Annotated in this window: 12 protein-coding genes; 8 read left to right on the top strand and 4 right to left on the bottom strand. The window is 31.9% G+C overall.

The window, feature by feature from the left end; translation table 11 throughout:
* Positions 1–107 precede the first annotated feature (107 nt).
* Together ABDZ69_RS10145 and ABDZ69_RS10140 are read left to right on the top strand one after the other, a co-directional pair.
* Complete coding sequence (locus ABDZ69_RS10145; RefSeq protein ID WP_343769286.1) at positions 108–731, top strand: TetR/AcrR family transcriptional regulator; 624 nt, start codon at positions 108–110, stop codon at positions 729–731.
* 2 nt (positions 732–733) lie between these two features.
* The gene (locus ABDZ69_RS10140; protein WP_343769285.1) at positions 734–1966 is read left to right on the top strand and encodes a cation:proton antiporter; all 1233 of its coding nucleotides are present in this window, start codon (positions 734–736) and stop codon (positions 1964–1966) included.
* A gap of 145 nt (positions 1967–2111) precedes the next feature.
* Here ABDZ69_RS10140 and ABDZ69_RS10135 read toward each other — a convergent pair whose 3' ends face one another.
* Positions 2112–3026, bottom strand: coding sequence for a LysR substrate-binding domain-containing protein (locus ABDZ69_RS10135; RefSeq protein ID WP_343769283.1), 915 nt, complete (start codon positions 3024–3026; stop codon positions 2112–2114).
* Between the two features lie 313 nt (positions 3027–3339).
* On the opposite strand from ABDZ69_RS10135, the gene ABDZ69_RS10130 reads away from it, so the two are divergent.
* The 6 genes from ABDZ69_RS10130 (at position 3340) to ABDZ69_RS10105 (ending at position 9968) form a co-directional block, all read left to right on the top strand.
* Positions 3340–4806, top strand: coding sequence for an SLC13 family permease (locus ABDZ69_RS10130; protein WP_343769281.1), 1467 nt, complete (start codon positions 3340–3342; stop codon positions 4804–4806).
* Between the two features lie 13 nt (positions 4807–4819).
* Complete coding sequence (locus tag ABDZ69_RS10125) at positions 4820–5539, top strand: hypothetical protein (RefSeq protein ID WP_343769279.1); 720 nt, start codon at positions 4820–4822, stop codon at positions 5537–5539.
* Positions 5540–5587: 48 nt separating this feature from the next.
* A complete protein-coding gene (gene apgM, locus ABDZ69_RS10120) occupies positions 5588–6841 on the top strand; it encodes a 2,3-bisphosphoglycerate-independent phosphoglycerate mutase (protein ID WP_343769278.1) in 1254 nt (417 codons plus the stop codon).
* A gap of 127 nt (positions 6842–6968) precedes the next feature.
* Entirely contained in the window at positions 6969–8006 is a 1038-nt protein-coding gene (locus ABDZ69_RS10115) for a serine hydrolase domain-containing protein (RefSeq protein ID WP_343769276.1), read from the top strand.
* A 57-nt stretch (positions 8007–8063) separates the two neighbouring features.
* The gene (locus ABDZ69_RS10110; RefSeq protein WP_343769275.1) at positions 8064–8918 is read left to right on the top strand and encodes a hypothetical protein; all 855 of its coding nucleotides are present in this window, start codon (positions 8064–8066) and stop codon (positions 8916–8918) included.
* A 159-nt stretch (positions 8919–9077) separates the two neighbouring features.
* Positions 9078–9968: a DegV family protein gene (locus ABDZ69_RS10105; protein ID WP_343769273.1), complete on the top strand. Its 891-nt coding sequence runs from the start codon at positions 9078–9080 to the stop codon at positions 9966–9968.
* Between the two features lie 72 nt (positions 9969–10040).
* Here the strand turns inward: ABDZ69_RS10105 and ABDZ69_RS10100 are convergent, their stop codons facing one another.
* The 3 genes from ABDZ69_RS10100 to ABDZ69_RS10090 are packed head-to-tail and all read right to left on the bottom strand — an operon-like array spanning position 10041 to position 13768.
* The gene (locus ABDZ69_RS10100; protein ID WP_343769271.1) at positions 10041–11162 is read right to left on the bottom strand and encodes a Ger(x)C family spore germination protein; all 1122 of its coding nucleotides are present in this window, start codon (positions 11160–11162) and stop codon (positions 10041–10043) included.
* Between the two features lie 37 nt (positions 11163–11199).
* The gene (locus ABDZ69_RS10095) at positions 11200–12291 is read right to left on the bottom strand and encodes a GerAB/ArcD/ProY family transporter (RefSeq protein WP_343769269.1); all 1092 of its coding nucleotides are present in this window, start codon (positions 12289–12291) and stop codon (positions 11200–11202) included.
* On the bottom strand, positions 12284–13768 hold the full coding sequence (locus ABDZ69_RS10090; protein WP_425544634.1) for a spore germination protein: 1485 nt from the start codon (positions 13766–13768) through the stop codon (positions 12284–12286). Before ABDZ69_RS10090 ends, ABDZ69_RS10095 begins: the two co-directional genes overlap by 8 nt.
* Positions 13769–13796 lie beyond the last annotated feature (28 nt).

Genomic DNA, 13796 nt, shown 5'->3' with positions numbered 1-13796 from the left:
AAAATAAGTGAAAAAATCTATATTTTAAATATTGACCACGTGGTTTGTTTTTGATATTATTAATAATAGACCATGTGGTCAATATTAATTTGGAAGTGATTTGGATTATGAAGCAAAGAGAAAGAAATGAAGCAAGTAAAGATAAAATCTTAAAAGCTGCTATTGCAGAATTTGGAACAAAAATCTATGAAAATGCTTCTCTAAACAATATTTGTAATGATAATAATATTTCAAAAGGCTTGATTTATCATTATTTCAAAAACAAAGATGAGCTTTATTTATGCTGCGTAAAAACTTGTATAGATGAGTTTATAGATTTTTTAAATAATGAGGAACGCCATTATTCAGACTTTCAAAAGGACATAAAAACCTATCTCGATTTACGTAATCAATTTTTTTCAAATAATCCGCTGTTTTCCAATATCTTTTTTGGAACGGTTTTGCAACCCCCTGTTCATCTGAAAGATGAAATTAAGAAATTACGTACAGAACTTGATATGTTAAATGTACAGCGTTATAAAAATGCACTCAGCAATATTGTTCTAAGAGATGAAGTCAGCGAAGATGAAGCAATAGAATATTTTATAATTTTTCAAGAAATGTTTAATGGATATTTTCAAAGCAAGGCCTATGAGTTTTCCGACTTCAATTCCTTAATTGAAGCTCATGAAATGAAGATGTCAAAAATACTAGATATTATGCTATATGGCATTGTGAAGGAGGACAAATAAAAATGATACTTTTAATGTTAAGACTTTTAAGCGCTATTGTTATTGCATTTTTTGTTGGTAAATTAGTTTCAAAAATAAAACTACCTGAAATTTTGGGATGGTTACTTACTGGTATGATATTGGGTCCCCATGCTTTGGGACTTGTCAACGATGGTGTTTTAAACGCCCAGTGGTATAAGACCATTGTTAATATTTTAGAGTGTGCTGTAGGTCTTTTAATAGGCACAGAGCTTGTTTGGAAACAAATCAAAAAGAGTGGTAAGCAAATTATTATTACCACTTTGACACAATCATTAGGAACATTTTTTGTTGTTAGTTTAGTGTTTGGAATAGTATTTTATTTTACAGGGGTGCCTCTTTATCTTGCAGTTATATTTGGCGGTATTGCTCTTGCCACTGCACCTGCACCAGCACTTTCTATTGTTCGTGAGTTTAGAACAGACGGCCCTGTAACCAAGACCTTAATTCCTATGGCGGCACTTGACGATATGGTTGCAGTAGTTGTGTTTTTTACATCAATTTCCATTATTTCTGCAAATATTTCAGAGCAGCAGGTACCTGCTTATATGATATTATTTGTTGTTCTATTACCTATTATTATAGGAATTGTAACTGGATTTTTTGCAGGGTTTGTACTTAAAAAAGAGCGCTCCTCAGCTAATACAGTTTTATTGTTGATTGCTACATTGCTCATAGCATCAGGCGTAGGATTTATATTTAATAACTTTGTAATGCCAAAGCCTGTGCTTAATTTTATGCTAATAGGTATGTCATTTTCTGCTACCTTTGCTAACATGATTTCAGAAGAACGCTTAAACCAAATTATGTGCTCTTTTAACCCAATTTTAGGGATTGCAATGATTGTTGTAATTTTAAATCTTGGTACTCCTCTTGATTATCATTTAATTTTGGGAGCAGGACTTTTTACAGCAATATATATTCTTGCAAGAGCTATAGGAAAATACAGCGGTGCATACTTTGGGGCAAGTATTACCAAATGCCCAGAAACAGTAAAAAAGTATTTAGGCTTTACATTGCTGCCTCATTCAGGAGTTTCTCTAGTGTTTACAGGCATAGCGGTTTCAGTCTTAACCGGTCCTGCACCTGAATGCGCTAAAATTATACAAGGTACCATTGCAGCAGCAGCCGTAATTAATGAGATCATTGCTGTTATTGTTTCTAAAAAAGCCTTTGAATGGGCAGGGGAATTCAATAAAAAAATTACCTGTGCATAGTATTTGAAAAAATCCAATATAAAATATAAGCGGTAGACAATCTATAAAGAGAACGTCTACCGCTTTTTTGTAGTTATAAAAATCTATGATGATCCCTGAGAATTATATTGAAACATTCTATCGATTACAATTATGAGTTAAATTACTATTTTACAAGCTCTTTATTTTTCGAAATTATAAGCTCTTTTGCAAATTTTAGAAAAAGTTCCGTAGAAAGCGAAAGCTGTTCATTTTTACGTTTTATATAGTAAACATGACGCATTAGTTTAATATCATCAATTATTTCAACTTTACTTAAGAGACCCAGTCTAAGCTCTTGTTTTACTGCGCTTTCAGATATTACTGATACTCCTAAATTATCATATATACTTTGTTTTATTGCTTCAACACTTCCAACTACACATATATTCTTTGAAACAAACTTAAAATTACCCACTTTCTCCAAGTAGGATATTAATGAAGTATTTGGATTGGATATTAGAAAAATTTCATTTTTTATTTCGTTGATAAATATTCTTTTTTTTCTGGCCCATGGATGTTCGTTATTTACAACTATGACAAGTGGATCTTCTAACATAGGCTCACATAATATATCCTGAGTGTCAGAAAAGTAAGGTTGTGAAATTATTCCAAGGGAACAATTTTTATTTAATACACTATTAATTACATTTTTGGTATATTGTACATTATTAACTACAGTAATAAAAGGATATTTTTGTCGGAATAAGAACATTATGTTTGGTAATATATATGTTCCAGGCGTACTAGATGATGTAATAAATATTTCAGACTGCTCCATTAATTTTGCTTGCAGTAAATGTTCTTTTGCATTAATAAAGGTATTGGATATTTGCTGGGCATAAGGTAAAAAGAGATGACCGTCTTTAGTTAACTCAGCTTTTTTTGATTTGCGACTGAATAAACTACAGTCAAGATACTTTTCTAAGCGTTGAATCCTCATGGAAACTGCAGCTTGTGTACAGAACATCTCTTCTGCTGTTTTAGTAAAACTGTTGTTCTTTGATATGAGTAAAAAGGTTTGAAGGGTTTCCAAATCCATTTTTCCGCCTCCTTGATAGAGTATATATAAGTGTAAGTTAATATTATTAATCCGTTTACACATAAATATTATTTATTGTAGTATAAACCATTTTCGATAGAAAGTATATAAATAAATGCTATTACAACAGCTTTTTTATTCGCCTTATAAATATAATTTATGAATATGAGTTTTTATGTTAACTATAAATAATATTTATCATTATCATAATTAAATGTAATTGGCTAATATGAAGTTTTTTCAGTATTATTGAATTATCAAATAGTTAACTTTTGATATAATTTTATATTTTAATAAAGGGGAGATTCAATTTATGGAAACAACAGTTAAAGTTAAAAAGGTAAAAAGTCCTTTTGAGCTTAAAATGCAGTTCTTTGGTTTGCCATTAGCGTTATTAATTTTCGCGATAATTTATACAATGCCAACTCCAGCGGGATTGTCTTATGCAGGAAAGATGGCATTGGGAGTTTTCCTTACAGCTCTAATACTTTGGATTACTGAAAGTATACCTAACTATGCAGTATCCTTATTAGTAATCGTTGCTTTACCACTAACAGGAGCTTGGAGTGAGGCACAAGCTATGGGAGTATTGGGGTATGAAGTAATTTGGCTTACGTTTACAGCCTTTATCATAGCTTCAGGTATGGAAAAAAGTGGGCTAGCTAAGAGAATGGCACTTTATTTAATAACTAAGTTTGGAAAGAGTGTTAATAGTGTACTAATACTTCTTATTATAATCAACTTCTTGATAGCATTTGTTGTGCCATCTACTACAGCTAGAGCGGCTATGATGTTCCCAATAGTACTCTTAGTAGTGGAGGCTTTTGAAGCAAATATTAACGATCCAAAGAATAGCTTTGGAAAATTACTTGCAATACATGGCATACAGGCTAACAACTTATCTACTGCTGCAATTGTCACCGCTACATCATCACAGATTCTTGCAATTAGCTTTATAAAGGATCTCACAGGTCATGATGTTTCTTGGATGGAATGGTTTATCGCATCTGCGCCCATAACAATATTAACTTTAGTTGCAATGTTTTTTATAGGTAAGATGATATTTAAATTACCTAAATCTGAGTCAAAAAAACTTGATTTGACTAAACTTAAGGATGAATATAATAAGCTTGGAAAAATGACTATTACTGAGAAGAAAGCACTTTTAATATTTGCTGTGACTCTAGCTCTTTGGGCAATGGACAGTTTACAGGTTAAACTTTTTGGAGTTCAGTTAAGTCTTGTAATGGTTGCTGTACTATCAGCAGCACTCTTCTTCTTGCCATATATAGGAATCCTACAGTGGAAAGAAGCAAAAATATCATGGAACCTACTAATATTTGCCTGTGGTGCTTACGCTGGAGGTGTAGCTCTTGATGAGACAGGACTTGCAGCTTGGGGATTAAATATTATTTTCAAGAAAATGGGAGTGGAAAATATGAGTTTTACTGCATTATTTGCGGTGTTAATGTTCATAGCAAGTTTTAGTCACTTCCTCTTTACTTCAAAGACTGTAAGAACTATTATACTTATCCCAACTATAATTGGTATTGCAAATGCTACAGGGTATAACCCAGTTGCCTTAGCATTACCTGCGGCATTCTGTATAGCTGATACCATTACATTACCACCTCATAGCAAGGTTAATTTGATTTATTATGGTACAGGATATTTTACAGTACTTGAACAAATGCTTTATGGGATACTGGTATTATTAGCTAAATGGGCAATAATGATTATAGCCTCATTTACATGGTTTAAAATTATAGGAATTGTATAGGAGGGACAAAGGTATGAAAAAAAGGATTTTTTCCCTAATAGCTGTTGTTTTTATTTGCATATTTTCTAATACTGCTTATGCAATGGATTTAGGAAAGCTAGAGAAGGTAGAAGACACACTTACACCTGATGGAAAAAACGCAATAATATCTCAAAAAATTACTGCTGTAACCAATGATAATGGTGAAGTTGCCTTTCCGTTATATAGTAAAAGTAAAATATTAAAGGTAGAAGCAATAAAAGGCAGCATAGCAGAGAAGCAAAAGACGGTAGAATATGGTGATCAAAAATATAACCTGATAATATTTAATGAAAAGAGATCTGAAGTTACTTTTGAAGTGACTATGAATAAAGAGGGTCTTTACGAAGGGAAAAAAGCTAAGTTAGGAGATACTTTCCCAAGTGGTGCATTAACCATAGAGCATAAAGTGGTGAACACTTCTCCAAATGCTATTAAATCATATTCTGCTAAGATAGCTGCACCAAAGGGAAAAGAACTCTTAAATATTGTGAATTATGATGCTGAAGAAGCTTTTGATATAACTGAGAAGGATGGATATGTCTTTGGTGGATTCGACTTTGAGGGTATTAGCGCCGGGCAAGAGACTAAACTAGCTATTAATATTTTTAGTCCTTTGAAAACACACGTAATGGTGGTGTGGGTGGCAGCTGTTATATTGTCTGTAGCCTTTATGGTAAAGAACAAAGATTTGCTTAAGGGTAAGAAGGCTTAAAAGAAAACACCATGAAATTAAAATTTAAATAGTAGGGCGGTATAGATTATGAGAAAAAAACAAGGATTACTTATAATATTGGATGGCTTAGGGGATCGGCCCAACCCAGAATTAAACGGCATGACTCCACTTGAGAGTGCAAAAACGCCTAACTTGGATTATCTTGTTTCAAAAGGAATGTGTGGAAATATTTATCCAATAGCTCCAGGTATAAGAGTGGGTACTGATGTTGGACATCTCCATATATTTGGATACGATAGCAACAAGGTGTATTCTGGAAGGGGACCACTTGAAGCTTATAGTGCTGGAATAAAATTGATGCCAGGGGATGTTGCTTTCAGAGGTAATTTTGCAACTATTGACGATGAATATACTGTTATTGATAGACGTGCTGGTAGAATTCGTAAAGGAACAAAAGAATTAGCAGCTGCAATTAATGGATTAACACTATCCGATGGTACACAAGTATTTGTTAAGGAACTAACTGAGCATAGAGTTGCAATAGTTTTAAGAGGCGAGGACCTAAGTGATAAAATATCCTGCACTGACCCAGGCACTGCAGAAGAAGGAGCAAAGCTTATTATTCCAAATCCATTAGATGGCACAAGTAGCGCAGAAAAAACATCAAAAAATCTATGGGAATTTACAAATCGTGCTTATGAGATTTTAAAAGATCATCCTATAAACAAACAGCGTCATGCAGAAGGGCTAAATATAGCTAATGTTGTAATAGCTAGAGGTGCAGGACAAGAAAAATATATACCATCTATTAAGAAGCTTTATAATATCAAAGCTGCTTGTGTGGCAGGGGATATAACTGTTGGGGGTATCGCAAAGCTTGTGGGAATGGACTACTTTTGTAATGACAGCTTTACTGGAAGTTTTGACACTGATCTAATAGGTAAGGTTGATTTGAGCATTAAACTTCTCAATGAAATGAACTACGATTGGGTTGTGATGCATGTTAAAGCTACGGATTTGGCAGGACATGATAATCTTCCAATTGAAAAAAAAGATATGATTGAAAAAGTGGATAACGCAATTGGAATGATTCGGCAGAAAATCGATCTTAATAAATGTTATATAACAGTTACAGCTGATCACGCCACCCCTTGTGAGGCAAGAGATCACACTGGTGATGGAGTACCAACAATTATTGCTGGTGGAGATGTTCGGAAAGATAGTGTTAAATCTGCTGGAGAATCTCAGTTTATGTCAGGTAGTCTAAACAATTTAACTGCAAATGATATCTTTATGTTGCAGATGGATTTATTAGGTTTTACTGATAAAGTAGGATCATAATTTAGTATATGTTAAACCCTCTGATATGTCAGAGGGTTTATTTATTATAACAGCCTTTCTTGGATATACATTGTGTTATATGATATAATTACATAAAATGGCTTCGTTTTTATATGGGGGGTATAAAATGAAAGGAAGTATAGTTGATAGGCTTGATAAAGTACTGAATAAAACAATTGATAATAAAAAAGTATTTGGTTCCATTGTGGATATTGAATCAACTGACGGGGAGTTTTCATGGATAAAATCTGCAGGTAATATGAACACAGATACTCAATATGCTATAGCTAGTATTACTAAGATGTATACTACGGCGGTTATTATAAAGTTAATAGAACAAGGACGACTCACCTTAAGCCACACTATGGATAAATTTTTTTCTAAAGAATATCTTGCTGGCTTACACATCTATAAAGACAAAGAATATTCTTCTACCATTACAATACTGCAATTATTGTCTCATACAACGGGGTTACCAGATTCCACAACAGAAAAAAATAAAAATGGAAAAACGTACTTTGATGAAGTGTTTGAAAAAGATAATGAATTAACTTTTGAAAAGGCACTTCAAAGGACTAAAACTTTAAGGTCTCATTTTATAAATGGCACAAAAGGAAAAGCTTTTTATTCAGATATTAATTTCGATTTACTTGGAGAAATTGCAAAGATAATCACTCACAAAGAACTGAAAGATATTTATAATGAGTTTATCATACAACCATTGGAATTAGAGAACACTTTTTTATGTGAAACAACAAGTGTTTTTGCACCAATTTATTTAAATGAAAAACCTTTAAATCGTCCTTTAACTGTGGCATCTGCGGGGGCATCCGGAGGTATTATTTCCACAGCACAAGATACAATGAAATTTTTGAAAGCATTTTATACCGGTAAGCTTTTTAAAGAAACATATTTTCCTATACTTTATCAATGGAATAGAATTCAATGGTTTCCGTTAGAATATGGTGTTGGTATGATGAGATGTAAAATGTCAAGATTAATGTCACCGTTCTTTCCAGCTCCTGAAATAATAGGACATTCCGGTTCCACAGGCACATTTGCTTTTTATTGCCCAGCTAAAAACTTATTTATAACAGGAACAATTAATCAAATAAACAAACAACCTTTTCCGTTGATTTATTTATTGTTAAACTGTTTCGATTAGATTACCCGTTGTTAGATACATGTATTATTCATTATTTTATGAAGGTGGGAGACTGGTATGAAAAAAATAGATTATTTATGTTATTTTATAGTTATATTGACATTAATTACTGCATTAGTTGGTATATTCTATTCAACGGGAGGGAGCAGGTTTGTTGTTCAGAATATATACGGAGAAATCATTGAATTGTATGGTGATGGAATCTATAAGTATAATTCTGTTTTAAAGGCAGGAGGAAATAAAGGAACAGACCTTATGACGTTAATTGTGGCAATTGTTTTTGCATTTTTCACTGCATTAAGTAAAAGTTCTGCTAAATATAAGTTTTGGCAGGCAGGTGCACTGGCAGGACTTCTCTATTATTCATCATGCTTGGCTTTTGGTGTTACATTTAACAGACTATTTCCAATCTATGTATTGTTATTTTCCTCTTGTTTGTTCGCCATGATATTCTTGATAAATGGATTAATTAAAGAAGACAATTTACCTCAGTCACTTAAAGATAAAAGTTTAAAAGGAACAGCTATTTTTTTAATGGTAAGTGGAAGTTCTGTTTTAGTGTGGTTAGAATTTATTTTACCAGCTGTTATTACTGGGCAGCCACTGTCTATTATAGAGATATATACAACAGAGCCTACTTTTGTATTGGATTTAGCTATAATACTACCAACTTATTTAGGTTGTGGCATTGCCTTACTAAAGAAAAAAACTATTGGTTATAAACTTACACCTGTTTTGTTGACTTTTATTACAATAATCGGATTCACTGTAATTGGACAAAATGTTTTTCAAACCTCTATGGGTATTGACATTCCTATAAGAGAACTTATTGGTTTAGTTATTTCCTTTGTTGTATTAGGCATTATAGCAACTATTCTAAATGCTAAATTTATGAAATATATAATAAAATGAATAGGAGAAAAGATAGTTTATGCAAAACAATAAAAACTCTTTTACTAACTTACGGATTTTCAAGTGTAAGTAATTTTAAATAATTGGCAATAATTATATTATATAATGGTATTTTGAGTAATATAAATAAATTAACAGAATGTAAGAGAGGATTTTATTATGTTTAATTACGTTTTAACTTGTTGTTCAACAGCAGATATGACCTATGATTATTTTAGTGAGAGGAATATTCCCTTTGTCTGTTTTCATTATATTTTAGATGGAGAAGAGTATCCGGATGACTTGGGCCAAACTATTTCTTTTGAAGAATTTTATAGTAAAATTGCAGCAGGAGCAATGCCTACAACCTCTCAGGTTAATGTGGGGCAGTATATAGATTTTTTCGAACCCTTTTTAAAAGAGGAAAAAGATATTCTTCACGTTTCCTTTTCTTCTGGTTTATCAGGATCCTACAATTCTGCTACTATTGCAAGAGAGGAACTTTTATCAAGGTACCCGGATAGAAAAATCTTTATAGTAGATTCCTTGGGAGCATCTTCAGGCTATGGATTGCTTGTAGATATGGCAGCGGATATGCGGGATAATGGAGCTAGCCTTGAAGAGGTGTATGCCTTACTAGAGGAGAAAAAACTTAATGTACATCATTGGTTTTTCTCTACAGATCTTACCCACTATAAGCGAGGTGGGCGTATATCAGCCACATCTGCCACTGTGGGAAGTTTACTTAATATTTGTCCACTATTAAATGTTAATAAAGAAGGAAAGCTTACTCCACGTAAAAAGATTCGCGGTAAAAAACGTGTAATAGGGGAGATTGTACGCATGATGGAGATTCACGGGGAGGCAGGTATAAATTACTCTGGAAAATGCTTTATTTCTAATTCGGCATGCTATGAAGATGCACGTAAAGTAGGGGATTTAATCGAGAAAAAATTTCCGTCACTTAATGGTCCAGTGATGATAAATAATATTGGAACTGTAATTGGTTCTCATACGGGCCCTGGAACAGTAGCACTTTTCTTTTTCGGGAATAAAAGAGAAGAGCTGTGAGTAGCTCTTCTTTTGTTATGTAAGGCTATTGTTTCTTAGAAGCATATTGGCTTTTTGCTCCCTAGAGCATATCTATTTTTGATAATAATTACCTCTACCCAAACCCTCCAATTTAACATCAGCATTAACTTGTATTTTTGAGTTGCATACAATCTGGTTCCAATCAGTATCTTTACCACGTCCGTATTTTGCTGCAGCATCTCTTCCAAGTTCAAGACAATCAACTTTATAATCATTTTGCATTTTTTCAATAAATCTATGACATATACTTTCAACGTGCTCAGCCATATCATGCTCAAATTTTTTCATAACTTCTGGACTTATAAGGAGATTTTCATATAAAGTATTGGATACTATAGTTCCTTTTATTGTTAAATTTATTGTAAATATATAATTATCATCTTGCTTTTCAACCTTTACTTTTCTTTTTGAAATAGCTTCATAATCTGTATATTTTTTTAAGCTTTGCTGTAATGTTAATATTCCTCTAACTTTATTTTCTCTTAGTAAATTCATAACACGTGCGTCCTGCACAGCAATCTTTTCTATCATTTTATCTTTTTTAAACAATGCCATACCTGTAATTACCGGCTTTTCATCTATTATTTCAATATATGGAAGTACAAAATTTCTCCCTTCTGCATCCATTCTTACATAAATATCCATCAATTTATAATTGCTAGAAAAAAAGTTACTATTTACAGAATTTTTAATTTGTGATGCTATATAATCTCCTGCACTTGGAAAGCCTTCAATTTTAGTATCTAAAACATTAGATGCTTTTCCTTGTGTTATAACTACTAATCCAGTGTCATTACTTCCAGGATTTGCGAAGGTTATATCTACAAAAGTATTTATTCCAAGCCGTGCATAATCTTCTCCTAATAGTGTAACTTTTCGCAGTGCTACAAGAGATTTATTAGGGGTACGCAGTTGTCTATCTTCTCTTGCATTGCCTAAAGACATAGAAGTTCCACTGACAACTCTTCTAGAGGTTTCTTCATGATCGAAATATGTATAAGCAGTATAATCTGAGATGTACTCCTTTGATTCACCGCTACCCTTAGTTAAGTCTATAGATGAGGCAGAAGGAATATCAAGGAACTCTATGGGAACATAAGTTATTCCAAATTTATAATAAAAATATAGAGAGATTGAGCAAATCACAATAAAAATAAATTTTTTATTTGACATAATTATTACTCCTTATAAGGAATTGTGAAGTGATTTTTTAATTATTATTTGAAGAAGATTTATTTTTAATGAAAGTTAAAAATGCTATTAATGATATAAAAAAGATATTAAAAAGCGTTGATATTGGCACCAAAGAGTCCATTATCTTTTGTTTGATAGAGACATTCAAAAATAATAAAGATAATAAAAACACTATAGGAAGAAGGTATATACATATTTTTTTTCTATTTATGCTAGTTAAATCATTCATAATGAAAGTTGAAAAATAATAGTTGGTAGAAATTAATTTAAACACAACTATGCTCCATAAAAACATAAATATGGCCCTAAAGTTATTTACTATTGGTATTTGAACACTTTCTGCAACCATTATGAAAGAATAAATATTTTTAGGAACTATATCAGAGCCTAAGAAAAATATTGTAATAAAAACAACCCAGGTATATATAATTGTAGTTAGTGCTACTGCTTTTAATCCACAACTCTTCATGTTAGTATTACTTTTAACGAAGGGATGAATCAAAAGAAATAGTTCAATATTAGAAAATCCGTAAGCTGTTTCTTTGCTTGCCTTCAGTATATTTATTATTCCAACGTTAAAAGCAGGCATAACATTTTTAATATTTCCATATTTTAAAGCTAAGAATGAAAAGGATAAGGTGCATACAGTAATATAAAATGCAGTTTCATTAATCTTTCCTAATACCTTTAGTCCTTTATAGGCTGTATATGCGGATACTCCAATAGTTATAATACCGATTTTTATTTTATCTAAAAATGATAAAAAATATACTAAGGAAATGCTAATAAAATCTGATGTAACAGTTCCAGTATACATAAAGAAGGGTATAAAAAAGATAAAATTAAAAATACTACCAATTAGTTTGCCAAGATATTTTTTATTTAATTCTAAAATAGTAGACTTAGGATGTTTCTTAATAATATAGCTTCCAATAAGCACGATATATAGTGGATATATACATCCTAGTAAAGCGGATATCCACGCATCTTGTTTAGCTATTTTTATAAGAAGATAAGGTAACTTTAAAAAGTAAGCCCCCATTGTAATACCAAATAGTAGAAAAGTTACTTGACTAGATGTTAAAAGGTCGTTATTTTGTTTATTCATTTTTTTTCACCATTTTCTTCATGAAGTTACCTTTTCGCCTAGGGTTATCATTGGGGATAGCTTCTGGTCTTTTCTTCATATTATATAGTGGATATCTTACGAAAGTATCTTCCATATCATTTTTATTAAAACTCAAATAGGGAACACCAAAACTTTTTAATGAGTAAAGATGGACTAAAATAATGTACCACCCTGCTACTATTCCTAACAATCCAGCCATGTTGGCAAATATTAGCATAGGAAATCTAATAAGTCTTATAGCAAGAGACATTTGATAATTTGGTATTAAAAATGTAGCAATAACAGTAGCCCCAACAACAAGAAGGGTTGTTGGACTTACTATTTTAGATTGTACAGCAGTATTACCTATGATTATACCTCCTACTATACTTAAAGTTTGTGCAATTTTACTAGGAAGCCTTAAGCCGCCTTCTCTCAGAAACTCTACCATGAGTTCCATGGCCAGTATTTCTAAAAATGGTGTTAATGCTATACCTTTTCTAAATTGAACTATTGGATTAATAAAATTAGTAGGTATAAGTTCAACGTTGTAAGATATAACGCTTAAATACAATGGAGGAAATGTTATGATAATAAATATAGCAATAAAACGAACAAGCCTTCCAAAGGATGCAACTAAGGGTCTTGTATAATAGTCCTCTACACCTTGGATAAATTCGATAAATAGTGAAGGAACTGTCATAACATAAGGTGTTCCATTCAATAAAATAGCAATTCTACCTTCCATTAAATTTGCTTCCACAACATCAGGTCTTTCTGTAGTGTAAAATTGTGGAAAGATTGAGTATTTATTATCCTCCATATACTGTCCCATCATCCCCGTATCAGTAACGTAATCCACGTCTATCAGATTAATTTTACGTATTACCTCATTAACTATATCTTTATCTGCTATGTCATCAATATAAACTACTGACAAGGATGTTTGAGAACGTCTTCCTACAACAAAAGATTCCACTACTAAGTTTTTATCTTTTATATTTCTTCTTAATATACTTAAGTTTGTTTCTAACCTTTCAACAAATGCTTCTCTTGGTCCTCTAACAGCTGTTTCATTTATAGAATCTTCAATAGAGCGATATTCACCACCTACAGTATTGACTATAATAAAGCTTTGAATTTGATCAATAAGTATAACGGTTTTTCCGGATTTAATTTCTTCAATAGCTTTATTAATATCTTTTTCTACAACGGTACTGCACATGGGAATGTATTTTTTGCATATAAAATCTGGAGTGTTTTCACCTGGAGTTAGGTCTATGTCCACATGAAGCATTAAAGGATTTAATACATCTCTATCAAGAATATTTCTATCTATTAAAGCGTTTTTGTATATAATTGCACAATTTAAAAATGAAGAACTTTTTCCAATATAAAAGTTTTTTATTTCTACAGGGCTTTTAGTACCTATTTCCTGCAAAATAAAGTCAATATTTTCTTGAAGAATATTACTCATCATATATCACCTATTAGTAGATTTTTGA

Origin of the sequence: Clostridium malenominatum, from assembly GCF_039521365.1 — a bacterium.
In the GTDB taxonomy this organism is placed as follows: domain Bacteria; phylum Bacillota; class Clostridia; order Clostridiales; family Clostridiaceae; genus Clostridium_AW; species Clostridium_AW malenominatum.
The sequence above is the reverse complement of the archived record's forward strand: the minus strand, read 5'-3'. Positions and strand labels throughout refer to the sequence as shown.